At 46.6% G+C, this 26,490-nt stretch carries 16 protein-coding genes; 8 read left to right on the forward strand and 8 right to left on the reverse strand.

Translation table 11 applies throughout. The features are described from left to right. Positions 1 to 42: 42 nt before the first annotated feature. From BUR42_RS25945 to BUR42_RS25965, 5 genes are all read right to left on the reverse strand, one after another. Positions 43 to 1,446 (reverse strand): RagB/SusD family nutrient uptake outer membrane protein, encoded by a 1,404-nt coding sequence (locus tag BUR42_RS25945; protein WP_074243226.1) that lies wholly within the window; start codon positions 1,444 to 1,446, stop codon positions 43 to 45. Positions 1,447 to 1,474: 28 nt separating this feature from the next. Next, positions 1,475 to 4,558: a SusC/RagA family TonB-linked outer membrane protein gene (locus BUR42_RS25950; RefSeq protein WP_074242460.1), complete on the reverse strand. Its 3,084-nt coding sequence runs from the start codon at positions 4,556 to 4,558 to the stop codon at positions 1,475 to 1,477. A gap of 246 nt (positions 4,559 to 4,804) precedes the next feature. Further along, positions 4,805 to 7,690: a triple tyrosine motif-containing protein gene (locus BUR42_RS25955; protein ID WP_074243228.1), complete on the reverse strand. Its 2,886-nt coding sequence runs from the start codon at positions 7,688 to 7,690 to the stop codon at positions 4,805 to 4,807. Between the two features lie 120 nt (positions 7,691 to 7,810). Next, the gene (locus tag BUR42_RS25960) at positions 7,811 to 8,989 is read right to left on the reverse strand and encodes a PepSY-associated TM helix domain-containing protein (protein ID WP_074242461.1); all 1,179 of its coding nucleotides are present in this window, start codon (positions 8,987 to 8,989) and stop codon (positions 7,811 to 7,813) included. 3 nt (positions 8,990 to 8,992) lie between these two features. After that, on the reverse strand, positions 8,993 to 11,335 hold the full coding sequence (locus tag BUR42_RS25965) for a TonB-dependent receptor (RefSeq protein WP_074242462.1): 2,343 nt from the start codon (positions 11,333 to 11,335) through the stop codon (positions 8,993 to 8,995). A 171-nt stretch (positions 11,336 to 11,506) separates the two neighbouring features. Between BUR42_RS25965 and BUR42_RS25970 the strand changes: the two genes are divergently transcribed. The 8 genes from BUR42_RS25970 (at position 11,507) to BUR42_RS26005 (ending at position 21,683) form a co-directional block, all read left to right on the forward strand. Further along, entirely contained in the window at positions 11,507 to 13,351 is a 1,845-nt protein-coding gene (locus tag BUR42_RS25970) for a glycoside hydrolase family 127 protein (protein WP_074242463.1), read from the forward strand. A gap of 201 nt (positions 13,352 to 13,552) precedes the next feature. Next, the gene (locus BUR42_RS25975; protein ID WP_074242464.1) at positions 13,553 to 14,395 is read left to right on the forward strand and encodes a hypothetical protein; all 843 of its coding nucleotides are present in this window, start codon (positions 13,553 to 13,555) and stop codon (positions 14,393 to 14,395) included. Between the two features lie 257 nt (positions 14,396 to 14,652). Continuing rightward, positions 14,653 to 14,895, forward strand: a complete 243-nt coding sequence (locus BUR42_RS25980; RefSeq protein ID WP_074242465.1) for a hypothetical protein — start codon at positions 14,653 to 14,655, stop codon at positions 14,893 to 14,895. A gap of 138 nt (positions 14,896 to 15,033) precedes the next feature. Beyond that, complete coding sequence (locus tag BUR42_RS25985; RefSeq protein ID WP_074242466.1) at positions 15,034 to 16,086, forward strand: sensor histidine kinase; 1,053 nt, start codon at positions 15,034 to 15,036, stop codon at positions 16,084 to 16,086. Continuing rightward, positions 16,083 to 17,123 (forward strand): sensor histidine kinase, encoded by a 1,041-nt coding sequence (locus BUR42_RS25990; RefSeq protein WP_074242467.1) that lies wholly within the window; start codon positions 16,083 to 16,085, stop codon positions 17,121 to 17,123. Before BUR42_RS25985 ends, BUR42_RS25990 begins: the two co-directional genes overlap by 4 nt. A gap of 17 nt (positions 17,124 to 17,140) precedes the next feature. Then, complete coding sequence (locus BUR42_RS25995; protein WP_074242468.1) at positions 17,141 to 17,920, forward strand: LytR/AlgR family response regulator transcription factor; 780 nt, start codon at positions 17,141 to 17,143, stop codon at positions 17,918 to 17,920. Positions 17,921 to 17,975: 55 nt separating this feature from the next. Further along, entirely contained in the window at positions 17,976 to 19,445 is a 1,470-nt protein-coding gene (locus BUR42_RS26000) for a calcineurin-like phosphoesterase C-terminal domain-containing protein (RefSeq protein ID WP_074242469.1), read from the forward strand. Between the two features lie 87 nt (positions 19,446 to 19,532). Continuing rightward, the gene (locus tag BUR42_RS26005; RefSeq protein ID WP_074242470.1) at positions 19,533 to 21,683 is read left to right on the forward strand and encodes a GH92 family glycosyl hydrolase; all 2,151 of its coding nucleotides are present in this window, start codon (positions 19,533 to 19,535) and stop codon (positions 21,681 to 21,683) included. A 28-nt stretch (positions 21,684 to 21,711) separates the two neighbouring features. Here BUR42_RS26005 and BUR42_RS26010 read toward each other — a convergent pair whose 3' ends face one another. The 3 genes from BUR42_RS26010 to BUR42_RS26020 are packed head-to-tail and all read right to left on the reverse strand — an operon-like array spanning position 21,712 to position 26,485. Next, positions 21,712 to 23,055 carry an FGGY-family carbohydrate kinase gene (locus tag BUR42_RS26010; RefSeq protein WP_074242471.1) on the reverse strand — a complete coding sequence of 448 codons (1,344 nt, stop codon included), beginning with the start codon at positions 23,053 to 23,055 and terminating at the stop codon, positions 21,712 to 21,714. 12 nt (positions 23,056 to 23,067) lie between these two features. Then, a complete protein-coding gene (locus BUR42_RS26015) occupies positions 23,068 to 24,327 on the reverse strand; it encodes a sugar isomerase (protein WP_074242472.1) in 1,260 nt (419 codons plus the stop codon). Between the two features lie 37 nt (positions 24,328 to 24,364). Next, the gene (locus tag BUR42_RS26020; protein ID WP_074242473.1) at positions 24,365 to 26,485 is read right to left on the reverse strand and encodes a bifunctional aldolase/short-chain dehydrogenase; all 2,121 of its coding nucleotides are present in this window, start codon (positions 26,483 to 26,485) and stop codon (positions 24,365 to 24,367) included. Between the last annotated feature and the right edge of the window lie 5 nt (positions 26,486 to 26,490).

Raw genomic sequence — 26,490 nt, forward strand, 5'->3', positions numbered from 1 at the left:
GAATAGATCAATCAGCCCCTTAGAATTAAACGCCAGCTCAGCTTATTGCGGGTAACCCGTGTTCTGAGGTTTCAAGTTTGGATTCAAATCGATTTCAAACTGTGGTACAGGGAACAGGACGTGGAAATCTTTAACATTAGCGGAGCCTTTTGCCAGCATGGTACTAACCAGTCTATCTGTGCGTACCAGGTCAAACCAGCGTTGCCCTTCAAAGCAGAGTTCCAGTCTTCTTTCATTGAGAATGGAATCACGCAATTGCGCTTGTGTTAAACCTGACAGGTTAGGCAAGCCTGATCTTTTACGGATGAGGTTTACCGCTTTATATGCTTCGTTATTGTCAACAGGTACATTCACTTCGTTGTAAGCTTCAGCATAGGTCAGTACTACTTCTGCATAACGCATCAGCGGATAGTTATTATCAGATTGATTTTCTGTTTTAGCATCTGCATCTATCCATTTGTTGCAGTACCATTTGTTGTCTGTTCCTTTGGTGAAGAAAACAGTGCGGCGAACATCGTTCGCATTGAAGCTGTTGTACAGTTCCACTGTAGGCTGAAAGGAACCGAAGCCTCTACCACCTACCGCGTTATTTTCCTGTGCAAAGAAGGCGATCAGGTTACCACCCTGACCTGAAGGGCCACTTAAGAACTGAGCATCAAAGATGGCTTCTTTACCAAATTCATTTTTGATATCGTATACATCTATATAACTATCCCAGAGTCCATAACCCAGCGCAGGGTTGTTCATGATCTCTGCTGCTTTACCAGCTGCCAGCTGATATTGTTTCTGCGTTAAGTACACGCTTGCCAGGAATGCCTGCGCAGCTCCTTTTGTAGCGCGGCCCTGGTCAGCGCCTGTGTAACCATTGGGTAGTATACCTTCTGCATCTTTCAGGTCCTTTATGATCTGTACATACACATCGGCTTTGGGCGCACGTTTGGGATAGGTCAGTTTATCCAGGGAAGCCAGTGCTGTGGTCATCAGCGGAAGGTCTCCGAACAAACGTACCAGGTGATAATAATAGAAAGCACGCAGGAATTTTGCTTCACCTACTAACCTGTCTCTCAATGCTACGTCCATATCGATGTTTGGAACATAGTCTATCACGAAGTTGGTGTAAGAAATACCCTGGTAGAAGTTCTGCCAGGTTTCGCGCAGGATACCATTTGTAGGCGTATGTACAAAGTTATCCAACTGCACACGGTCGTTGTTGTTGGGCAGCGGGAACATGTTATCCGTAGTGATCTCTCCGAGGATGGCGTAGTTACGGGTAACAAAACCATTGTTCCGAACGGGCGCGTATGCTGCACTTACAGCGGCAATGGCATCGTTACGGGTTTTGTAGAAATTTTCCGGTGAAATAAATGACTGGGGACTTTCATCCAGTTTTTGACAGGAAGTTGCAGCTATCACCACCAGTCCGAATATATAGAGGATACGTTTCATGATCTTCATTTTAAATGGATTCTTTTAATTACAAACCGATATTAACACCTACCAGGAATATTTTAGAGGCAGGGTAGCTACCATAGTCTGTTCCCTGGCTGAGATTTTCCTGTCCGAAACGACTTACTTCAGGGTCGAATCCGGAGTAATCTGTGAAGGTGAGCAGGTTCTGTGCGCTTACATAGATCTTTACATTGGTTAAACCGGCACGTTTAAGCAGGCTGGAAGGGAAGTTATAGCCCAGCTGAATATTCCGGAGGCGGATATAAGAACCATCTTCTACCTGGCGGCTGGTAACCTGGTAAGGCTGGCCGTTTGCGCTTGCACGTGGAATGGTTTGGCTTGGATTAGCAGGTGTCCAGCGGTCTTTTACAGAAGCCAGCTGATTACTTACACCGGTTTGTGATTCCAGCTCAAAACGGTTGAGGTTAAAGATGCTGTTGCCTTCTACACCCTGGAAGAAAATGCTCAGGTCAAATCCTTTAAAGGAAAAATTATTAGTGAAGCCGAATGTATAATCAGGTTGTGCATGACCAAGGATCACACGGTCTGAGGAGTTGATCACACCATCAGGGTTGATATCTTTATACCTGCGGTCTCCCGGTTTAGCTGATTTCTGTGCAGACTTTGCAATCTCTTCCGCATTCTGGAAAATTCCATCTGTTACCAGGCCAAAGAAAACACCAATTGGCTGCCCTACACGCAGGATGCCGGAATTGCCTAATTGCAGGTGTCCGCTGGCACCACCGGAAGGAATATCTCCCGTTACAGCACCCAGGTCAAGGATCTCATTTTTGTTGTAGGAGATATTGAAGCTGGTGTTCCATTGGAATTCGCCGGTAAGATTGGTAGAGTTGATCGCTAACTCAGTTCCCTGGTTCTTTACCTTACCGATGTTCTGGAGGGAAGTGAAGTACCCGGATGTGATGGGGAGTGATACGTTATACAGCAGGTCTTTGGTTTTCTTCTGATACCAGTCCGCAGTAACCTGGATGCGGTTGTTGAATAAAGCGAAGTCCAACCCGATATCCACCTGTGTGGTGGTTTCCCATTTCAGCCTGGGGTTACCGATCCGGTTAGGCGCATAACCTACAGTGAGTACATTACCAAAACTGTAGTTCTGTGTTTGCAGACCTCCGAGTGATTGATACTGACCAATTTCCTGGTTACCTGTTAAACCATAGCTGGCACGGATCTTCAGGTCGCTCACGGCTTTTACATTATGCATGAATGATTCGTTGGAAACACGCCATGCTACAGAACCTGAAGGGAAGAAGGCACTCTTGTTACCTTCTCCGAAACGGGAGGAACCATCTATCCGGCCGGTGAGGGTCAGGAGGTATTTCTCTTTCAGGTCGTAGTTGATCCGTCCGATGTAGGAACGCAGTGCCCAGTCGTTTTTATTGGAAGAGCCGGTATTTGTCTGCTGCGCGGTACCCAGGTTATTATAAATAAGGATGTCGTTAGAGAAGTTTTGTGCGCTGGCACGTACATCTTCAAAGTTGGCCATTTGGAAAGTATAACCTGCCAGTACGTTGAGCTTATGGATCTTGTTAAATGTTTTCCTGTAGGAGAGCGTGTTTTCACTCAGCCATTCGCCATATTGGGAAGAATAGATATTGGCGCTGCCGTTATTGGCAAGTCCTGAATAAACGGTCCTTGGCAGGTAGAAGTTCGTTTTATTATAGTTAAGGTTGGCACCGAGCAAAGCTTTGAACACCAGGCCTTCGATTATCTTATATTCTCCGGAGATGTTACCCAGCAAACGGGTACCGGTAGCATTGTTCCGGGTTTCGTTGGCCATGGCAACAGGGTTGCTGATGAGGATACCTCCGGGGCGGTTGTTTACGGTGTAAGTTTTGCCATCTGCCTGGAAGATAGGAACAGTGGGAGAGAAGTTGAGCGCGCCGTATACAACACCAGCGCCTGCACCACCATCACCATCTGTATTTACAGATTTTCCTTTACTGCGGGTAACCGTTAAACTGGTGCTCAGTTTAAAGCGGCTATTGATCTCCTGGTCCAGGTTCAGGCGAACGGATCCACGGCCGAAACCAGAATTGATCACAATACCCTGCTGGTCGAAATAGTTACCGGAAACAGCGTATTGTGTTTTATCGTTGCCACCTGAGAAAGTGAGCTGGTAGTTTTGAATGGGGGCATCCTGGAAAATAGCATCCTGCCAGTCAGTGCCTTCGCCTAAAGCAGCGATCTGTGCATCTGTGAAGGGAAGTGGTCTTGGCGGAGCAGTTGGGTTATCTGCGTTTACATTCTTTACACCTTCATTTACGAGGGTGGCCAGTTCTGTTGCATTCAGAAGGTCCAGTTTTTTACGTACGGTTTGCATGCCATAGTAACTTTCGAACTGGATGTTATTCCTTCCTGACCTTCCTCTTTTTGTTTGAATGATGATAACGCCGTTAGCACCCCTTGATCCATAGATGGCGGTGGCGGATGCATCTTTGAGGATCTCCATGGATTCTATATCGTTAGGGTTGATGGCCGGGCCGCTTTCATTATATAATGGATAACCATCCACTACATATAATGGCTCGTTACCTCCCTGGATGGAGTTGCCTCCGCGGATACGGATGGTCATTCCTCCGCCGGGGGCATTGGAAGCCTGGGACACCTTCACCCCGGCTGCCCTTCCTTCCAGTGCCTGGGAAAGGGAAGCTGCAGGAACTGCTTTGATCTCTTTGGAACTTACGGAGGAAATGGATCCTGTAATGTCGCTTTTGCGGATGGTACCGTAACCCACTACCACTACCTGCTCCAGTGATTTTTCGCTGGAAGCCAATGTAACATCTACGTTACTTCTGCCGCCAACTGCCACTTCCCGGGTGGCATATCCTATAAAGGAAAAAATAAGTGTAGCATTATCAATGCCGGTATTAATGGCGTATTTACCGCCAGCACCAGAGGTGGTGCCTGTGGAAGTTCCTTTAACCCGGATCACTACACCAGGTAGAAGTTCTCCTTTTTCGTCTTTCACAATACCTGATACGGTAATGCCCTGAGCATGGAGACCAGTGGGAAACATAAATGCTGCCAGAAGGAGACAGGCAGCAGTCAGCAGCCTGATGCGCTGAATTGTAATGTTTTTAATCATGGAATTAAGACTTGTTCGTTAGGAATTTTACGTGGATCAATAGATTTTTAACGTCAGTGTGGGAATAAAAAAGAATTGCAATTGATCAGATTCTTACCTGGAAATTAAAAATAGAGAGAAGAGAGAATGAATGTTTTAGACAGGGCCCTACTTGAACCCTACAAAAGAAAAATTAATCGGGCACTACGGATTTTCAGCCCTACAATGCCCCTACAGCAGTAGGTTAATTATTTGATAAACAAAGCTTTATGCGCTTACGGAAGTTTTTGGGAGCTGGGTCAGGAAGTCTGCCAGGTTGGTGTCTGGCAGTAGTAGTAATTTCTTTCTCAGGCGGTAACGGGCAATTTCCACTGCCTTAAGCGTGATGTTGAGGAGCTGGGCAATTTCCTTGGAGGAGAGGTTCATCCGGAGATAAGCGCACAATTTCAGGTCGTTTGCTGTGAGGTCCGGGTAGGCCTGTTTGAGTGTATTGAAGAAGTCGATATTGACATTATTGAAGTGGATGGCAAACTGGTCCCAATCCTCATTACTCTTTTCCACTTCCCGGATCAGCTTTAATAAATTACGGAAAGCCGGGGAGCTATCGTCTGAGGTATCTTTTTTCATGAGGGAGGAAATGATCTCCTTGATCTTGGTGAGCACTTCTCCTCTTTGTACGAGGTTGATGGTCATGGTGAGGAGTTCCCTGTTTTTGAAATTGATATCTGTTTCCAGTTTCTCGTTCCTGAGTTTGATGATCTCTTTTTCGTTCCTGTCCAGCACCAGCTGATGTAAATAATTGAGGTGCTGCTGTTCTGCCTGGTGTTTTTTCTGCTGCCACCTGAATACGAGGTAGATGATCCCTGCCAGCAGGCATACATATAATCCATAGATCCAGTAGCTGTTATACCAGGCACGGTGTACTTCAAACGTCCAGGTAACGGGAGCAGATTCATTGCCAAGGTTGTTCCGGGCCTTTACATAAAAGGTATATTTCCCGGGAGGGAGGTTGGTGTAATCCTTTTCGCTTTTGGTGCTCCAGGCAGACCATTCCTGGTCGAACCCTGCCAGCTGGTAGCTGAACTCAATGTTCCGCAGCTGCTCAAACATGGTGGAGGAGTATTCAAAGTGAAGGGAGTTGAGCTTGCTGCCCAGGTGTACGGTAGCCTGCTGTTTTGTATAACCACCGTACAGGAGACTATCCTTTTCAGAAAGCCTGACCTGCCCCAGGAATACATCCGGGCGGGAGATCTGGGCGCTGTATTTTTTATAGTTCACATGAATGATGCCTTTGTTGGCAGCGATGAAGATGTTCTCATCGTTCCAGGAGTAGATGGATTCATATCCGCCGAGTACAATGCCATTCAGCTCCGGGAAATATACCACGGAGTAATTTTTGCCGTTGGCGGGTTTGTGAAAATCCACCACACCTGCTTTTTTATGGGTGATGAACCAGATGTTCCCGTCTTTATCTTCATGGAGGTATTGCACATCCAGGTCTTTGAAGATCGGGTGGAGGGTAGCGGAGCGTTCAAAACGGTTGGCGGAGGAGTTGAATTCATAGATCCCGCTTAAAGCAGTTACTACTATCCTGTTTTTGATACGGTATATATAATTACCGTTATTACCGGGCAGGCCGGATTTGCTGTCGTATAATTTAGTGCGCACAATCCTGCCCAGATCTGGCGAAAGTTCTATCCTGAAGATACCGCGGTTGGGATGGGAAGCCCATACGGTGGAGGTATTACTGTCGAAAGAGAGGAAACGGAGCGATTCGTGAACGCCATCCAAACGGCCCAGGTCCCTGAAGGTCTGCTGATCAAACTTTATGACGCGCAGGCCGGTGTAGGTACCTACAATAATATGGGAAGCAGGGAAAACCTGGCTGGTAGGTTTGAACAACCAGGAGCCTGCTGCGGCGTATAATTTTGTGGCGTTATTGCCGTTGACGGTAAATCCTCCATCTTCGTGCCCTACCAGCAATTGATCGTTGATCTCTTCCAGGCTCCACACCTGGCCGGTAGAGTTATTCACTTCTGCAAAGTTGCTTTCAGATAAGCTGAGGTCCTGCCGGGAAAGATCGAGAGGGGAAGAATAGAGCCCGTTGGAGGTGCCGATGTATAACCTGTCCCGGAAAACCCGGGTGGCATAACCTGTTACCTGTTTCTTTTTGTCCGGGTAGATATATTTAATAGCGCTGTTGATGGCTACCTGGTCTATACCATCGTCCAGGCCTATCCAGAGGTTTTTGTTCCTGTCCAGGAGTAAGCTCCTGATATTATTCTTCTGCAGGCCTTCTGTGTAGGAGTAAGTTTGAATGAGCTTCCCTTTCCTGTCTACAATGAAGATGCCGGAAGAGTTGGTGCCAAATGCAAACCAGTCTTCATTCACTTTTACCGTACAATAGAGGCGGTCGTTCGTGAATATATTGTCTATGCTGGTGGTTTTGGGAGTAAGGATATTATTATGAAGGAAGTACACGCCTTTTTTAAGCGTGGATACCATCAGGGTGTCTTTGCCATATTCCAGGATGGCGGTTACGGGTGTTTCATCCAGGATAGGGTTATTGCAGTAAGGTTTCCACACGCCGTTGTCATATACCACAAGGCCTTTATTATATTCCTGTGCAAAGAGCTGGTTATTGGCTTCTCCGAGGAAGTCCCATCTTGTTTCAGGTTTATATACACTTATCACCCCATCTTTCAGGTGAAAGATCTGGTTCCTGGAACGGAAGAAAACCTGTTCATTATAAATAGCGATGTTCCAGATGTCGGAGAAATGGCCTTCTGCGGATGGGAGTAGATTTTTCAGGGAATGATATTCCAGCCGGCCCTGGTTGTCCGGGAAAAAGTAACCGATCTCGTCCTGCCCGCCTACATAGATCTTTCCGTCGGCAGCTATTTTTACAGAGCGTACAATGGTTTGATTGGGGAGTTGGTAGCGTCTCCAGAATTTACCATCGAAGGAGAGGAGTCCTTCACTGTTGCCAAAATACAATAATCCGTTAGCGCCTTGTTCAATGGCCCAGTTTTGCACACCGGCTTTGTAATCGTAGCTGTGGTAGTTAACGATCTGCGGTAATGCTGTTTGATTTTGACCCTGGGCACAAAAGCATATAATCAGGATGTTTATCGTGGATATAAACTTCTTCACGCAATTTAGATTAGTGGAGATGACCTTTATCAACGAATATACATAACTCAGCGTATATTTATGAAATGCTGAAGGGCCCTGCATCAGAAATAGTTGCCTGCGGCCAGCGGTTCTCCGCTCTTAATTAGGGCTGGGTGCTTCCATGAAATCTTTCGTCACCATCACCGGTTTTGTGATCCTGCGTTTTGCAGGAGCAGGTATCTTCTTCTTATGCCTTCTTCCCCACCAAACGATGAAACCGGTAATGGGCAAAGATGCTGCAATTAACGCTACAATAAAGTAAACGATCTTGCTGCCTATGCCCAAAGCCCTGATCCTCCCTGTATGAAAATCGAAATTACTCCTGGCTACGGCTGCATAACCAGTGTAGTTCTTATAGAGTTCTGAAAATACCAGTTTCCCTGAGTTAGCGCTGTAGTAAAGCGTGTTCTGTTTACGTATAATGCTATAAGGATACCGCATGGTGATACGGATGGTGGCATCCTTATCATTAAAGGGCGTGATGAAAGTTTCTTTAGCGCCGGGGAAATCCTGTGAGGCCATGGCATAGGCATCCTGCAAGGTGAAATGCCCTGTCGTTTCCGGCTTAATGGGTTTTCTTTTAGCATTATATTCAGTGGTGCCACCGGCTATTTTGGCTGCTGCCTCTTTTACTGTATCAAAGACCCAGAACATACCGGTGAGGGAAATAACGAGCAGGATGATAAGCGCATAGAACCCCAGCACACTATGCAGGTCCCAGTTGAGGCGTTTGTAGTTCTTTGTTTTAAAGTTGATGCGTACGGCCTGTTTGAAGAACCTTAATTGTTTCGGGAACCATAAGATAAGTCCGCTCACGCACATCAGGAAAAATATCAGTACGTTCCAGCGGATGATCTCTTTACCAACTTCGCCCATATAAAGTTCCATATGGATCTTCAATACCACTGTAAAGAAATCTGCATTTTTGTTCCTTACACCAATGATCTGAGCGGTAGTAGGGTCAACAGATACAAATCTTTTTTCCATGAAGAAGATGAACGCTGCATCTTTTGTTTCCTGGAAACGTATGCTGGTGATCTTCTCCTTAGGATAACGTGCAGTAACGGTTGCCTGCATTTGATCCACCGGCAGCCGGGGATGATTGACATTACTTTCAGGGATGTGATAGTACCGGTGCTGGAACAATGCCCTGCCTTCTTCTTCAAATATGTACAGGGCGCCGGTGAGGGCCACTATAAAAACCACAAGCCCGGATGATAACCCGAGCCATAAGTGAATCTTTCGTACAATATTTTTAAATCTTTGTTTCTTCTTCATCTGTTAAAATCTGAAAGTAGCATTTGCTGTAACCCTGGTTGGCATTTGCGGTGCCAGGCGGGGCGACCAGTATTTTTCATTAGTAAGGTTATCCACTTTTACACCAAAACGGTACGTAGGCCTGTCGTAATATATTGTTGCATCCAGTAAGGTGTAGGAAGGAATATTAAATACAAATGCTTTGGTATTTGTCTGGAAAGAAGCGCTGCCGTAATTGCCGCCTATACCAAACCCTAATCCTTTTGCAGGGCCGGCCATCAGGCGGTAGCTCATCCAGAAGTTAACCAGGTGTTCAGGACCTGCGGTAGCTGGCCTTAAGCCTTGTACTGTTGTATCAGCAAAGGTGTATTTGCTATCGTTATAAGTATAACCGGCTACAATGTTGAATCCGGAGAAAGGGTTGGCGATCACTTCTGCTTCTACTCCTTTGCTTACCTGTGTGCCATTCTGGATGCTGAAATTAGTATGTTCCAGGTCTACACGGGTCATATTGGTCACATCAATATTATAATAGCTGATGGTGCTGCTGAGCTTGTGATTGAAAACGTCCAGCTTAAAACCTGCTTCCCACTGGTTGGCTTGCTGTGGTTTAAAGTTTGCGCCTGTGTAATCCTGGCCGGTGACGTTATTGAATCCATTCATGTAGTTACCGAACAGCGATATTTTTTCTTTCAGTACTTCATACACAATGCCCAGCTTGGGAGACAATGCATTCTGGGAAAATGCGCCACTGGCAGTATCGAATGCAGGGCGGTAAGTGCCTTCATCTACATAGCGGTCTGCACGCAGGCTTAACATCACATTCAGCTTAGGGGTGATATTAATTACGTCAGACACATAGGCGCTGTAGGTGTACAGGTTGGTCCTGTACATATCATATGGTACAGTAGCTGCAATTGAGTCCACCCTGTCTGCATTGAAATTAGCATAGGCAGCTCCCGGCTTTTTGAAATTGATAACAGGAAGGTTGATAGTGGGTGTGGTCCTATCACTACGTTGGTTAAAGAAGTCAACACCTATCACAATGCGGTTGCGTAATTTACCGATCCTGAAATCGCCGACCAGGTTCTGCTGGATCTCTGTACCGTTATAAGGGAAATTCTCTTTTTGTACGCTGAGTTGTAAAGTGCTGTCTGTTATTCCTCTCAGCTGACTTACATAACCAACGGTGGTAGAAAAAGTACGGGTGAGATTGGTTTGCAATTTCCACTGGCTGTTGATCTGGTAGTTGATCTGACCGAAAACATTGAACTGTTTTGTAACGTAGTCCAGTGTATTATTGGTGAATGAACGTTTATAGTCCATACCCAGGTCTTTAATATTGGTGACCTTTCCTTTTGTTGCAGGCGCATAACGGATGGGAGAGGTGGCATTAAAAGTAGATGCTTCTATATCCAGCAGGAAAGAAAGTTTATCGTCTGCTTTATAGATAAAGCTGGGAGCGAGCATCAGGCTGCGGGTAAAACCTGCGTCCTGGAAACTTTGTTCTGTATGCAGGGCACCATTCACACGCATCAGCACTGTTTTATCTTCATTGAGAGGTGTGTTAACATCGAAAGTGAGGCGGTTCAGGTTATAGCTGCCGGCAGAATAACTGATCTCTCCTTTCCGGGCTTCGTTTGGTTTTTTGGTAACGCGGTTGAACAAACCGCCGAAAGAGATCTGGCTGCTGTTGAAGAGTGTGCCGGAAGGGCCTTTGATCGCTTCCAGTACTTCCAGGTTGGCGGGGTCAATATTAGTATATACAAAACCGGAAATGCTGTTGCGGATCAGGTTGGCGGTAACAAAACCCCTGGTGAGCAATGCACTTCTGCCCTGGTTGTATACAATGGGTATGCCTGCGCCGGGTATGTTCTTGAAAATACTGTTATAGTCCGTAGCCAGTTGTTCCTTGATGATCTCTTTGGTAACGATGGTGTACACCTGCGGATTTTCGATGTTCTTTAACGGCAGGCGGGCAATATCGTCTGTTTCTTTTTTGTTGAATTTGTTATAACCGGAGGTGATGGTTACCTCGTTCAGTTGCTGTTGTGTTACTTCTAATTGAACGGTCACTTTGGTGATCTCGTCCTTTTTTACTTCCACTTCGAGGATGGCAGGGGCATATCCTATCAGTAAAACCCTTAATGTATGGATGCCGGTCTTTATTTGCTGTACAGTGAAAACCCCGTCTTCCGCAGAAACAAATTCGCCCTGAATGCCTTTTACCTGGATACTGGCTCCGTCTACCGGTTTACCGTCTGTTGTAACTACCTTTCCCTTAATTGTGCCCTTATCCGCTGATTCTCTGGCGATTGATATATTATAAGTAAATATAAGTAATAGGAAATATAACCCCGTTCTCATGTGTTAAGCAGTATTTGCGGATGCAAATTTCCCCCCAGTTTTCCAAATTGGGATGTCGGATCGGGAAAATTTATTACGCAAGGCGGAATGCCTTTTCATTAACAAATCCGGAGGGTACAGGATGCCACGTTAGTTGCTTTTTATTAGATTTAGCCCATAACGTTATGAAAGATGAAATTATTCCTGTTACTAGCCTCGGCTTTTGTATTACGAACCGGTCCTGTTGATGATCAGCTAAAACCTGCTTCTTCCGTGCGCATAGCTGGTTTTACCGGTGAAAGATTAGATGCTTCCTACAACAACCGCATCCTTGCGCAGGATGTGGACAGATTAATTGAGACGTTTAAAACACGTACTGAAACCCGTTGCTGGCAAACGGAGTTCTGGGGAAAGTGGTTCACGTCTGCCGTGCTGGCGTATCGTTATAAACCGGAGCCCCAACTGAAAGCTGTGCTGGACCATGCGGTAACAGGTATTATCAGTACGCAAACGGAGGATGGGTATATCGGGAATTATGCGGAGGCTAACAGGTTGCAGGCATGGGATATCTGGGGGCGGAAATATGTGATGCTGGGTTTGCTGGATTATTATGATCTGACCGGAGATAAAAAAAGCCTTGCCGCCGCAGGAAAGGTAGCAGACCATTTGATGAGGGAATTGGAGAAAAAGAATGTGCTGATCGTGAAGATGGGTAACCACAGGGGCATGGCGGCTACTTCCGTATTGGAACCTGTTTGCCGTTTGTATGCCCGCACAAAGAATAAAAAGTACCTGGCATTTGCGGAAGAGATCATTAAAGAATGGGAAACGCCGCAAGGGCCGCAGCTGATCAGTAAATCGGAAATTGATGTGGCCAAACGTTTCCCGAAAGCGGTAAATAACTGGTATGGATGGGACCAGGGGCAGAAGGCTTATGAGATGATGTCCTGCTACGAAGGGTTATTGGAGTATTATCGTTTAACGGGTGAAGAAAAATATAAACAGGCAGTAGTACAAACCTGGGAGAATATCAGGAATACGGAGATCAATGTGGCGGGTTCCGGTTCTGCTTTGGAATGCTGGTTTGGCGGTGCGCATCTGCAAACTTCACCCATCCATCATTACCAGGAAACCTGTGTTACAGCTACATGGATCAAGTTAAGCCAGCAGTTATTGCGCTTAACGGGAGAAGCGAAATATGCTGATGCTATTGAGCAGACCTACTACAATGCACTATTAGGTTCCATGAGTACAGATGGTGCTGCATGGGCAAAGTATACGCCCTTATACGGGCAGCGATTGAAAGGGAGTGAACAATGTGGCATGGGGCTGAACTGCTGTGAAGCCAGCGGGCCGAGAGGATTGTTCACTTTACCGTTAACGGTTGCGATGTCTGGCAAAGATGGTTTGTCTGTTAATTTCTTTACGGAGGGAGAATTTGTTTTAAGATCACCTTCCGGCCAGCAGGTAATTTTGCAGCAACATACAGATTACCCTGTGTCTGGAAAAATAGCCATCGGTATTCAATTGGCTAAAACAGAGGAAATGACCTTGCGTATACGTATACCTGCATGGAGTGAGATTTCCACGTTAACCGTGAATGGAGCGCCGGTAGCAAATGTAACGCCGGGCACTTATGCTACGATCAAACGTAAATGGGCAAAGGGAGATGCATTGGCATTGGAGCTGGATATGAGAGGCCGTGTTGAAACATCAGGCACTACGCCAAAATATGTGGCTATTTTTCGTGGGCCGGTACTGCTGGCGAGGGATGCAAGATTGCCCGGACCGGATTTCGGCGCTATTGTAAAACCGATAGCAGATAAGGATAAACGTATTGCACTTACATTAAAGGATGTAAATAAAAATGGCATCTGGATGCAGTTTGATGCGATGTGCATGCCGGAATCTTATGCAGAAGGAGGAACAAAACCTGTTCCGCTTTCGTTGTGCGATTATGCCTCTGCAGGGAATGCAGCGTCCCTGCCCATGTTCAGGGTGTGGATGCCGCAGTTGCTGGACCCTAAGGAGCTATAATTTTTTGCATGGAAGCCTTGTGCGTCTCCGCGTAATTAAGCTGTTAACCTCTTACTTAAGTTCTGATTATTTTAAGGCTCCGGAATTACCGGGGCCTTTCTGTTAAAATAATATCAATCAGAATAAAGTTCGCTGATAGGCAACCCGGCAAACTTCCTCCCCGTATTAGCGGATAGTTTATAATCTTAACCGTTAATCATTATGCTGAACACAAAAGCACACATTACTGTGATTGCCTTCGCATGCCTGTCAGTGGCTTGTACAAGAGACCAGGCGCCCCCTGTTCCTCCACCCCCGGTTGACAATATTGTACTGAGAGAAGTTGCTCCCCTTGGTCAGGTATTAACTGACAGTGCCGGCCGTACACTCTATTTTTATACAAGGGATACCACGGGTAATTCTGTCTGCAGTGGCGGATGCAGAGATACCTGGCCTATCTTTTATACTACCACGCTTCGCCTGGGAGCTGGTTTGGCCGCAGCGGATTTTGGAACCATCACCCGGCCGGATGGGGCGAAGCAGAATACCTATAAAGGCTGGCCTTTGTATTATTACAAAACAGATGCTGCTGCCGGTGAAGCAAAAGGAGAGAATGTGGGTAAGGTATGGTTTGTGGCAAAACCGGATTATACCATCATGCTCATGAATGGCCCCTTGATCGGGAATAATGGTAAACAGTATACCAGTGCTTATGTGGAAGGTGTAGAAGTGGTACAGTATTTTACGGATGCGAGTGGCCGTACGCTGTATGGCTTTAAGAACGACAAGAACAATGTGAATAAATACACTAAGGAAGATTTCAGTAATAATCCTACCTGGCCGATCTATGAGGTAGCGGAACTGAAAAAGGTACCTACCGGCGTAGCTGCTGCGGATTTTGCTGTGATCAATGTGTTCACCAAAAAGCAACTTACCTATAAAGGCTGGCCTTTGTACTACTTTGGTGCAGATGCAGGGCTGCGTGGGAAAACGAAAGGTGTAAGTGTTCCAACGCCGGGTATCTGGCCGATCGTGAACCAGCAAACAGTTGTAGCTCCCCAATAATTATTAAACCAGGGGCCTGCAGCATTATTGTTGCGGGCCTTCTTTGCGGTGCAGGATAATTCTTGTTTTCCTTTGCTGCCCGGGTAATTGCAATGTAATTCCTGTTTCTCTTTGCCGTTCAGGGCGGCTTATTCCGCCATCCATACCTTCTTTTCAATTCAGGCACCCTTCTCTGCAATTCACGCATTTCAGCGTTGTGTGCCTTTCCCTGCTACGTTAATTTTGTCATCATATTCATAACCCCAAAAAATGTTGACATGAAGATTGTTATCTCCGGGCTCATGGTATGTTTGAGCATGGCAGCCTGTAACATCAGGGAGTCAAAGGAAACAGGCGGCAGGTATGCCACGGATACCGAACAGTTAGTTGCAAAAGGCAAAGAGCTGGCTGGTAGTTACGGAAATTGCCTGCATTGGCAGGCGCTGGAAGAAATGAACGAGGAAGACCTCAAAGCCTGGCAGGCTTATCTGAAGGCTACGGAACCTGTGTTGCAACGGTAACCTGGCCGGGCAATTTACCTGAAGGCCGCCACCACCGGGGATAACAATTCATCCATGGTTTAGTACATTTCATCCTTGTTTCCCTCAATTCATGACCATGTTATACGCAATACACCCGGATTTTAATACATTTATAACATGGCCTTTGTAAGATATAGCAAAAAAGAACCACTGGTCTTCGGATGGGTGATGATCCCCTATATCCTTGTGATGAACATGCTGGTATTCGGGAGCTGTATCTTCAGGAGCGCGCTGGAATTTGGGAAGAGTTTCCTCGGGAGTGGCCTGTACTTCCTGGTCGTCTATTTCATATTTGGCCTGGTAGCCGTATTCATCCGTAACAGGTTCCCTTCCGCCGGCGACCTGTTCAAACGCATCGCTATTATGCTGCCCATCTTCTACCTGATGAACATTGGCAGTATGACGGCGCTGTACCTGTCTTACAATCATGTGCCTGTGCTGCAATGCCAGGCAAAACCGCATATGTTCTGGTGGACCGTATTATGCGGCTGCATCCTGAGCACGGTGATCACTTTCATCAATGAAGCGATCGCCAACTGGGAAAACTGGAAAGCTTCCCTGGCGGAAACAGAAAAGCTGAAGAACGCCTATCAGCGGAGCCGGTTGCTGGGTTTAAAAGGCCAGATCAACCCGCACTTTCTTTTTAATTGTTTTAATACCCTCTCCGGCCTTATCCCGGACGAAGAAGAAAAAGCAGAAAGGTTCCTGGACGAAATGAGTATGGTACACCGGTACCTGTTACGCAGCGACGATGAATTCCTGATACCGGTGGCAGATGAGATCAAGTTTGCAGAATCATACCTGTACTTAACAGAACAACGGTTTGGCACTGCTATCAAAGCAATTATCAGGGTAGACAGGGATGCCCTGCGTAAGAACCTGCCGCCCCTGAGCATGCAGGTGATCCTGGAGAATATTATCTATACCAATGCCATCAGTAAAAAGAACCCGCTGAAGATACTGATTGAAAGCAACGATAACAACGAGATCACGATCACGCATTCGGTATATGAAAAAACAGTGTTGCAGAACTTTAATATAGAAGAAGGGCTGGACAACCTGCTGAATAAATACCAGCTGCTGAATGCCCCGCCGATCACGATCAGTGAGAGCAGCAACATACGGATCATCAATTTACCCTTGTTCGGGGGAAGGGAGGCAGGCTTATGAAATTTGTAAAACCTAACAGGATACAAACACTGGGTTTTTTATATTCCATGCCTTTCATTATACTGGCATGGGTATACATCCTTTATGATGAACGGATCTTCAGCGACTGGCGGATATGGGCCATCTCTTTTCCGCTGCTGTATGGGATAGGTGTAGTGAGTTGGTTCATGCACTACCAGTACGATCACTACGTGATCAGCAGGTTCCCTTCGCTGGAGCAAACGGCACAGCGGATCAGCTGGAAAAGCCTGGTGAACCTGGTGGTGATGACGCCATCCGGTTTGTTTATTTTGCTGGTGTACGACTGGTTCCATATCCTGGGTTACGAACTGGAGAGAATAGACCTGTTGTATGCATACCTGATAGGCCTGGCAGTGAATATCATGTTTGAAACACTGTGGGAGGTATTGTATATCATTGATAAGTATAAGGAAAGCGCCACAGAGCAGGAAATGATGGAGAAGCTGCACCTGGAGCAGGAGTTTGATAACCTGAAACAGAAGGTAAACCCTCACTTCCTCTTCAATTGCTTCAACACGCTATCTTCTTTGATCTCGGAAGATAAAAAGCTGGCAGAGGAATTCCTGGATGAGCTGAGTAAAGTATACCGCTACCTGCTGCGCAATAACGAAAGCGGCATGAGTACGGTAGAGCAGGAAGTGAACTTTATACAATCCTATTACCAGTTGCTGAAAACAAGGCATGGCGAGAGCTTTCAGATGCACGTGAAGATAGATAACGGCTTTATGTTGTATGAATTACCAGCCCTGAGCTTGCAGCTGCTGGTGGAAAATGCGGTGAAGCATAATGTGGTGAGCAAACAGGAACCGATTGCCCTTACCATTACTTCTACAGAAGATGGTTACCTGGTGATAGAGAACAACCTGGTGAAGAAGATCAACAAACCGGAATCCACCGGTATAGGGTTGATCAATATCCGGGAGAAGTACAGGCTGTTACGCCGGTACGATGTGCGGATCAATGAATTGGAGAACCGGTTTGTAGTGGTGTTGCCGCTGATCCCGGGACTGAGTTAAGTAGTAAATTTCTTTTTATGAATATTTTTATCATTGAAGACGAAGATCTGGCTGTAAAGAAATTACAGAAAACATTGCAATCGGTAGACCCTGCTTCTACCGTAGTGGGTACGGCAGACAGTATTTCTTCCGCGGTGGAATGGTTGCAGTCTAATCCCAAACCAGACCTGATCCTGATGGATATTGAGCTGGCGGATGGACAGAGCTTTGAGATCTTCAATCTCACCGAAGTAAAAAGCCCCGTGGTATTTACCACCAGCTACGATGAATATGCCCTGAAGGCTTTTAAGGTGAACAGTATCGACTACCTGCTGAAACCTGTACAGAAAGATGAATTACAGGCAGCCCTCAATAAATACAAGGAACTGAAGAAAGGATTTTCTACCAATGCAACGGATGACCCCATGAATATGGACCATCTGCTGAAGGAACTTCGCCAGAAACTGCAACCCCCTGCTTACCGGAAACGGTTCCTCGTAAAGCATGGCCGGAAGCTGGTTTCAATTGATATCAGTGAGATCGCTTACTTCTTCTGTGATGGAAGACTAAACTTCTTTAAAACATATGATAACCAGAAGTTTGTTATTGATTATACGATGGATGAACTGGACGAAATGCTGGACCCGGAACAATATTTCCGCATCAGTCGTTCTTTTTTTGTTGCTGTGCGCAGCATCGATAAGATTGATGATTATTTTGGTAACCGCCTTATTCTTGGATTAAAACCCTCTGAAAGTAAAGAAGCGCTGGTGAGCCGTGAAAGGGTAACGGAGTTTAAGAAGTGGATGGGCAAGTGATCCTTAATAATTAAGTAACATTGGATGCTTTTCTTTGCGGCTTACAACAGCCCATATGAAAAGAAGGAATTTTCTGAAAAGTTTTGGCGTATTCTCCGCCGCTGCCGCATTACCTGCGGTAGAAGTATTAGGAAGGGAAAAGAGCCAGGTTAAAAAGGTACAAGGTAAAGTAACTGCTGCCGGTAAAGGTATTGCCCATGTAGTGATCAGTGATGGTTACAATGTGGTGAAAACAGGCAGTGACGGCAGCTTTGGCTTTGAGCCGCATGTGAATGCGGAGTTCGTTTTCCTCTCTGTTCCCTCCGGTTACGCCATCCCGCACAAAAAAGGCGTGGCTGATTTTTATGTTAAGATAGACAGGAATGCCCCGCAGCAGAATATCCGGTTCCCCCTGGATGTTATCAAAGGTGGTGATGATAAACATGCCTTCATTGTATGGGGTGATACACAGATCCTCACGAAAGAAGATGCGGAATTACTGAAAACCATTTCCGCTCCTGATACGAAAGCGCTGGTTGCCTCTCTTGGCCAGATACCTGTTCACGGTATTGGTGCAGGAGACCTGGTGTTTGATAAGTTTGAACTATACGCTGACTATAAAGAAGCGGTAGGTACTACAGGTGCCCCTTTCTTCCAGGTGATCGGTAATCACGATATTGATTATGCTGCCCGTACGGACGATCGTTCACAGGCTACCTACAAGGAAAACTTCGGCCCTACCTATTATTCCTTCAACAGGGGTAAAGTGCATTATGTAATATTGGATAATGTATTCTTCATTGGCACCGGCCACCGTTATATCGGTTACCTTACGGAAAACCAGCTGAGCTGGCTGGAAAAGGACCTGCAACATGTACCTGCCGGCAGTACGGTAGTGGTATCGCTGCATATCCCTTCAGATAATGGCGCCAAGAGAAGGAGTGGTGCGAAGGAAGAAGAACTGGGTGGTGTTACCAGTAACCGCGCTGCATTGTATGCCATGCTGAAACCGTATAATGTACACATCATGAGCGGCCATACCCACTTCAATGAGAATTGGGAAAAGGACAATATCATGGAGCATAACCATGGCACTGTTTGTGGTGCCTGGTGGACCGGCCCTATTTGTTCAGATGGAACACCCAGTGGATATGGTGTATATGAAGTAGATGGAAACGATATCAAATGGTATTACAAATCTGTTGGTTTTGATAAAACACACCAGATCAGCATACATAAAAAAGGCCGTATGGCTGAACATGCGGATGCTGTGGTGGCCAATGTCTGGAACTGGGACCCGAAGTGGAAAGTAGAATGGCTGGAAGATGGTGTGGCCAAAGGTGATATGGAGCAGATCATCGGGTATGATCCTGAAGCGGTGGAACTGTATAAAGGACCAGCCATGCCGGTAAAACACACCTGGGTAGAACCCAGTTTAACAGAGCACCTCTTTACGGCCAAACCTTCTGCAAATGCAAAGGTACTCACCGTGAAAGCTACAGACCGTTTTGGCAATGTATACACGAAAGAAGTAACGCTGGGGTAATTTTTAGGAATGCCCCCTGGAATTACCCTTGGGATAGCCGTAGAATAGCAGGAATATTTGTAAATATTCCTGCTATATTTACTATCCATGAGAACGTTGTTATTATTGCTGCTCAGTAGCTGTGCGTATGCGCAGCATGTTCAATATGTGAACCCGCTGATGGGTACTTCTGCTGCCACTACCATCAGTGCGCAGAAACATGGTGCCGGTACAGAAATGCTGGCGAATGTGATCCCTGCGGTAGGACTGCCTTTCGGTATGTCTCAACTCACTCCCCAAACCCGCACTACGGAAAAGAAATGCCAGGCTCCTTATTATTATAAAGATGAAACCTCCAGCGGCTACAGGCTCACGCATTGGCTGAGTGGTTCCTGCACGCAGGACTATGGCAGTGTTACCATTATGCCGGTAACCAGTGGCGGTAATACTTTGGACCATACGAAGGAGATCAGCCAGCCGCATTATTATAAGAACGAACTGGGGAATGTACAAACCGAGATGACGGCAACTTTGCGTTGCGGCATGCTGCAGTTCACTATGCTGAAAGATGACAGTTTGCATATTGTGGTTACGCCCAATAGTGATAAGCAGAAAGGGGGGATTACGATCGATCCTGTAAAGAAAGAGATCACAGGATATAACCCGGTGTACAGGATCTACCAGGGCAGCGGGCAACCTGCAGGCTTTAGTGGCTGGTTTGTGATACAGTATGATGTGGATGCGATAGGTGCGAAAACAGGAAGGCGTGGTGCAGTGGAAGTGATTGCTACCGCTACAGGCATTGCGCTGTATGCAGGGAAAGGTTCCGTGATCCGTTTGCGTGCAGGTACTTCTTTCACAGGGCTGGAAGGCGCGAGGAAGAACTTACAGGCAGAGATGAACACCTGGGATTTCGCCGCCTTGCGCAAAAAGGCAGAAACCGCCTGGAATAAAGCACTGGGGCAGATTGAAGTGCGTACAGCTGATGAACAGGCCAAACGGATCTTTTATACTTCAATGTATCACAGTATGCAGCATCCCCGCCTGATGAGCGATGTGGATGGACTGTATCCAAGGTTTGCAGGTGATTATCAGCATGAACAACTGAAGCAAGGCGGGTATTACGACGATTTTTCCATGTGGGATATCTATCGTGCGCAACTCCCTTTATTTGAAATATTGCAACCTGCATTGATCAATGACTTTGTACAATCCATGATCCTTAAAGGGCAGCAGGGTGGATGGCTGCCTATCTTCCCCTGCTGGAACAGTTATACGGCTGCCATGATAGGAGATCACGGTACTGCGTTCATTGCTTCGGCCTACAATAAGCATATCCGCAATTATGATACTGAAGCAGCTTATGCACTCATGCGGCAGAATGCTTTTGAGATACCGGATATCAAAGATTATAAGAACGGGAAAGGCCGCAGGGCAATCACCTCTTATCTCCTGTATGGTTATATCCCCCTGGAAGATAGTGTGATGGATGCATTCCATAAGCGGGAACAGGTATCCCGCACGTTGGAGTATGCTTATGATGATTATGCATTAGCTACCGTAGCACGCAGCCTTGGCAAAAAAGAAGACCTTGCAAAGCTGGAAAAACGTGCAGCCAATTACCGGAACATCTTTGATAAGAACGTAGGCCTGATGAATGGAAGATATGCCGATGGCAGTTTCTACAAAGATTTTAACGCCGATAAGAAATTGTTCTTTATCACGGAAGGTACTCCGAGGCAGTATACTTTTTATGTACCACAGGATGTGAAAGGGTTGGCTTCACTGCTGAACCTGGAAGCGGCACTGGATAGCCTGTTTGAAAAGAATGAATACTGGCATGGGAACGAACCGGGGCATCATATCCCTTTCCTGTACAATTATACTTCCGCTCCCTGGAAAACGCAGGAGAAAGTAGCGCGCATTTTAAAAGAGGAGTACAGCGATGGGATTGGCGGATTAAGTGGAAATGATGATGCCGGGCAAATGAGTGCGTGGTATGTATTCGCAGCCATGGGGCTTTATCCTGTAGACCCGGTGGGAGGAGAATATATGCTCTGTACACCTATCTTCGACAGTATTTCGATCCACCTCCCAAATGGAAAGAAAACTGTTATAAAGACAAGCAGTAAAGGCGCATATATTCAATCCATCACCATTAACGGAAAACCGTTTTCCGGATATAGTCTCCCACATTCCATGTTAGCTGAGGGAGCGCAGATCTTTATTAAAAGGGGGGATGCCCCTGTTTCGCGATAACAATAGGCAAGGCAGTCAAACCCATTTATCAAAAGGGCAGGTGCTCCTGTTTTACCGCGTAATATTTCAGTTCAATAAGGTCATTAGGCAGGCTCTTTTTATTCCAGGTAGGGTGAATAGCCAGGGCTGCGCCCATAGCTGTAGCCTGTGCCATAGAAGCGGCATAGATCTCTATCTCCGGGAATAACATGGCCAGCATGTTCATGTAGATCACATTCTTACTAAAACCTCCATCCACAAAGATCCGCCGCACTTTTGTGCCTTTCACTACCAGGCCGGTTGAATGCTGCTGCTGTACAGCAATATCAAACATGAGCTGATGATAGGCCGCTACATCATCCGGAAAATCTACCAGCTGCCTGTCCGCAAAATTACCTGCCGGTTTCAGGGGAATGGTTGGATCGTAATCCAGGTTCCTGTAACGCAGCGCCGGTTGTTTAAAATGATCCGAGATACGTTTCACCTGCTGTTCATGTTCATAACCTGCAAAAAGCCGCGACGCTTTGATCGGTTTTCCCTGGAAGGTCATGTAACAGAGGCAATCCTGTTCCAGTTCTTCCGCCGTAAGCGGGCTTTCGTTGAAAGGATTAAAACTGATACACCAGGTGCCGGTGGAAATTAATATGAACGGCTCGTGGAAACTCACCAGGTAAGGGATCAGCGCTGCCGAGCTATCATGCAGGCCCGTGCCAATATGATAGTTGTTGCCGGGAAATACGGCAGGCATCACTTCGTTGGAAGGCATCAGGGGTGCCAGTTTTTCCAGGATCCCTTCCTCCTTCACCCAGCGATGATAACTGTTAGTGGTGAAATCCCAGAGATTGGTATGGCAGCCGATGCTGGTAATATCAGAACAGGCTGTGCCGGACAGGAGGTAACTCATGTATTGTGGCAGATGCAGGGCATACTTCATAGATGCAAAAACATCAGGCCGCTCCTGTTTCAGCCGGTAAAGCTGCATGCCGGAGTTGAGGCTTCCCAATACAGGAGATGCGCTCTGTACACTGAATGCTGCTTCACCACCATACTTTTTATAAAACTGTTGCTTTAACGGTTCCGGGTATGTTTTCAGGTAGTTATACAAAGGTGTAAGCGGATTCCCGTCTTCATTGATGTATACCAGGCTGGCTCCGTAAGTGGAGAAGTTGATGGCCTTTACTTCAATGTCCTTCATTTTAAAAACTTCCCGGAGCGAATCAAATACAGAGAGGCGGAGGCTTTCCAGGTTTTCACACGGGTCCCCGTCTTCATCTGTTGTTTCTGTGAAACGGGCAGTTCTTTCAAATATGATCCTGTATTGCTCATCAAACAGGAACAATTTCTTGTTGGTTTTACCAACATCAAATATCACTATAACGGGAACTCTTGCCATTCATTCAATTTATTACAGACCGGTTGCCACAGTTTTCAGGCCTCTCTTCTTAATTAATTGCGCTCTCACTTTTGCTGCGCGGAAATAACCCAAAGGGTTCAGGGAACCGCCTGCTCTTAAGCGGGCTTCAGCTACCAATGCGCGTACATCTGTGCGGAAAGCCTGTTGTAATACTTCCTGCGCGGTTACCACATCATTATTCAATTGAGCTGCTGCGAGTTTCTTCCTGTCTACCAGCAAAGCCTGTGCATAAGTGAGCATGATCGCTTCCACAGATTGCAGCAGATCTTCCAAAGGATCTTTCACATTGTGAGAGGCATCTATCATCCAGCCCAGGTCTTTTGCGTGGTTCATACCGCGTGCGTCCATCCCTTCTACCAGTTCATTGAAAATAAGGAACAACTGGTAGGGTTTGATGCTGCCCACGGTGAGGTCATCATCGCCGTATTTGGAGTCGTTGAAGTGGAAACCACCGAGTTTTCCTTCCATCAGCAGGAGGGCAACGATCTGTTCAATGTTGGCGTTGGGTAAATGGTGCCCAAGGTCTACCAATGTATAAGCTTTAGGCCCCAGTTTACCGGCGTAGAGTAAAGACTGGCCCCAATCGCCCACCGTAGTGGAATAGAAGTTAGGCTCAAATGCCTTGTATTCTACAAACACCTTCCAGTTATCCGGTAGTGCTTTGTAGATCTCCTGCAAACCTTCCAGTGTGTGCTGGAATGCCTGGCGGAAATTCAACTGGCCGGGAAAACAGGAGCCGTCAGATAACCATACGGTGAGAGAATCAGAACCCAGTTCAATACCGTGTTTGATCACCTCTATGTTATGATCAATGGCCTGTTGGCGGATGGCTTTATTTACATGTTGCAGGGAACCGAACTTGTAGCTCAGTGCCTGGCCAGGCTGGTCCTGGAAAGTGTTGGAGTTCATGGCATCGAAACGGATACCATGTTCTGCCGCCAGTGCCCTGATGTTTGCAGGATTGGAAGGGATATCCCAGGGGATATGTAAAGAAATAGCGCCGCTGGACTGGTTCAGTTTGTGCAGCAGGCCAATGTCTTCAATTTTCTCTTCAAGGTTGCGTGGTTCACCACCTGCAGGGAAACGGCCAAAGCGGGTACCGCCTGTTCCTAATGCCCAGCTGGGGATAGCCACCTGGAAAGCAGCCAGTTTGTTAAGTATGGCTTCCGTTTGATCTGTTTCTCCGGCGATATAATTAAAGGCGCGTTGATGTGCAGCCAGTAAAGATTCATTGTGTTGTGCAATTTCCATAGCATGGATTTATTAAGCCATATAAAATACTTCTTTTTTACCGTACAAATGCCATGGCTACCCCGCCATCTATATTCAGCACATTTCCTGTAGCCTTGTTCAGTAATCCGCCAACAAATGCAAAGCAGGCATTGGCAATGTCTTCCGGCAGGATGATCTCATTGAGTAAAGTACGTTTGGCATAAAAGGCTGGTAGTTCTGCAACGGTAACACCATATGCTTTTGCTCTTCCTTCTGCCCATGCACCTTCCCAGATCTTACTGTCTGAGATAACAGCATCCGGGTTCACCGTGTTCACACGGATATGATCCTTGCCTAACTCTGCGGCATTCAACCTGCCCAGGTGTAATTGCGCTGCTTTAGCGGAACCGTAACCTGCGTTGTTGGGGCCGGATACGAGTGCGTTCTTGCTCACAATGTTCAATACATCACCGCCCATATTTTGTTTGCGCATTACTTCAATGCCGGCCTGCGTAACCAGGAACTGACCTTTTACCAATACATCGTACAAAAGATCCCAGTCGGCTTCCGTATGCTCTTCCATGGGTTTGGAAATAGAAAGACCGGCGCAGTTCACTACAATATCCACACCACCGAAGGCGAGGGCTGCTGTATTGAACGTTTTGCGGATAGTATCTATTTTGGTAACGTCCAGTACATCTGCTGCAAATCCATCTGCACCAAATTGCTGGCTGAAGGAAGCTTTGGCCGTTTCAAGACGTTGTGCGTCGTTATCATTGATCACTACTACCGCACCTTCCTGTGCAAATTTTTGTGCAATAGCTTTACCGATCCCGCCGGCGCTGCCTGTTACCAGGGCTATTCTGCCGGTGAGGGGTTTCGGTTTGGGCATGCGTTGCAGTTTGGCTTCTTCCAGTAACCAGTATTCAATATTGAATGCTTCCTGCCTTGGCAGCGAGATGTATGAAGAGATCGCTTCCGCGCCTTTCATTACATTGATAGCATTGATATAGAACTCCGCCGCTACACGTGCTGTTTGTTTATCTTTTGCAAAAGTGAACATGCCTATGCCGGGATATAAGATCACCACAGGATTTGTGTCCCGTATAGCCGGACTGTTGGGATGTTTGCAGGCATTGTAATAATCAGTGTACATCTGGCGGTAGGCATCGAACATCGGGCCGAGCTTTTCTTTGATCACACTGATATCTTCTGTTACAGAGAAATCCAGCACCAGGGGGCTGATCTTTGTACGCAGGAAGTGGTCCGGGCAACTGGTACCGAGTGGCGCCAGCCTATCCAGATCATTGGAGTTGATGAATTCCAATACCCTGTCGTCATCCGTAAAGTGGCCGATCATTTTTGTTTTGGAAGAGCAATATCCGCGCAGCACAGGAGCCAGGGCAGCGGCTCTTGCCAACCTGTCTGCCTTGGGCAAAGATTCCATGCGCTGACCGCCGAACACCGGTCTTTTTTTACCGATGTTTTCCTGTAAGTATTCCGCACAACGTTCAATCACTTCCAGCGTGTTCAAATAACTTTCGTAAGCGGTATCGCCCCAGGTGAATAAACCATGGGAACCTAACATGATACCCCTGATGCCTGGATTTTCATCGAGGCACTGGCGCAGTTTCAAACCCAGGTCGAATCCCGGTTTCTGCCACTCTACCCAGCCGATGGTACCGTTGAATAATTCCTGTGTGATCTTTTTACCGTCTTTGGAAGCGGCGATAGCGATCGCTGCATCAGGATGCAGATGGTCTATATGCGCGAAGGGCAAAAAGCCATGCAATGTGGTATCGATAGATGGTGCTTTTGATTGCAGGTCGTATATGCAATGGTTCAGCAGTTCCACCATTTCATCTTCCTGGTCTAATCCTTTGTAGATATTTTTCAGGCGGTGCATCCTGTCTACATACAAAGCGGCGAGGCCACTTCGCTTCAATGTGCCAAGGTCTCCACCGGAACCTTTTACCCACATCACTTCTGTACTTTCTCCGGTGAGGGGGTCTGTGGCCATAGCCTTGCAGGAGGTATTGCCTCCGCCATAATTTGTTAAACGCAGATCAGCGCCCAGCAGGTTAGAGCGATAGATCAGCAGGGCTACTTCATCACCTGCCATGGATGCTGCTTTTGCCTCATCCCACAGATAGCTTACATGCTTGAATTTGGTGATGGTACTGTTATTTGTCGACATATTAC

Origin of the sequence: Chitinophaga niabensis (assembly GCF_900129465.1) — a bacterium.
GTDB lineage: Bacteria > Bacteroidota > Bacteroidia > Chitinophagales > Chitinophagaceae > Chitinophaga > Chitinophaga niabensis.

Excerpts from the sequence above, each read along its gene's own strand:
- BUR42_RS25945 (WP_074243226.1), bottom strand. The coding sequence starts at position 1,446 with ATGAAACGTATCCTCTATATATTCGGACTGGTGGTGATAGCTGCAACT.
- BUR42_RS25950 (WP_074242460.1), bottom strand. The coding sequence starts at position 4,558 with ATGATTAAAAACATTACAATTCAGCGCATCAGGCTGCTGACTGCTGCC.
- BUR42_RS25960 (WP_074242461.1), bottom strand. The coding sequence starts at position 8,989 with ATGAAGAAGAAACAAAGATTTAAAAATATTGTACGAAAGATTCACTTA.
- BUR42_RS25965 (WP_074242462.1), bottom strand. The coding sequence starts at position 11,335 with ATGAGAACGGGGTTATATTTCCTATTACTTATATTTACTTATAATATA.
- BUR42_RS25970 (WP_074242463.1), top strand. The coding sequence starts at position 11,507 with ATGAAATTATTCCTGTTACTAGCCTCGGCTTTTGTATTACGAACCGGT.
- BUR42_RS25975 (WP_074242464.1), top strand. The coding sequence starts at position 13,553 with ATGCTGAACACAAAAGCACACATTACTGTGATTGCCTTCGCATGCCTG.
- BUR42_RS25980 (WP_074242465.1), top strand. The coding sequence starts at position 14,653 with ATGAAGATTGTTATCTCCGGGCTCATGGTATGTTTGAGCATGGCAGCC.
- BUR42_RS25985 (WP_074242466.1), top strand. The coding sequence starts at position 15,034 with ATGGCCTTTGTAAGATATAGCAAAAAAGAACCACTGGTCTTCGGATGG.
- BUR42_RS25990 (WP_074242467.1), top strand. The coding sequence starts at position 16,083 with ATGAAATTTGTAAAACCTAACAGGATACAAACACTGGGTTTTTTATAT.
- BUR42_RS25995 (WP_074242468.1), top strand. The coding sequence starts at position 17,141 with ATGAATATTTTTATCATTGAAGACGAAGATCTGGCTGTAAAGAAATTA.
- BUR42_RS26000 (WP_074242469.1), top strand. The coding sequence starts at position 17,976 with ATGAAAAGAAGGAATTTTCTGAAAAGTTTTGGCGTATTCTCCGCCGCT.
- BUR42_RS26005 (WP_074242470.1), top strand. The coding sequence starts at position 19,533 with ATGAGAACGTTGTTATTATTGCTGCTCAGTAGCTGTGCGTATGCGCAG.
- BUR42_RS26010 (WP_074242471.1), bottom strand. The coding sequence starts at position 23,055 with ATGGCAAGAGTTCCCGTTATAGTGATATTTGATGTTGGTAAAACCAAC.
- BUR42_RS26015 (WP_074242472.1), bottom strand. The coding sequence starts at position 24,327 with ATGGAAATTGCACAACACAATGAATCTTTACTGGCTGCACATCAACGC.
- BUR42_RS26020 (WP_074242473.1), bottom strand. The coding sequence starts at position 26,485 with ATGTCGACAAATAACAGTACCATCACCAAATTCAAGCATGTAAGCTAT.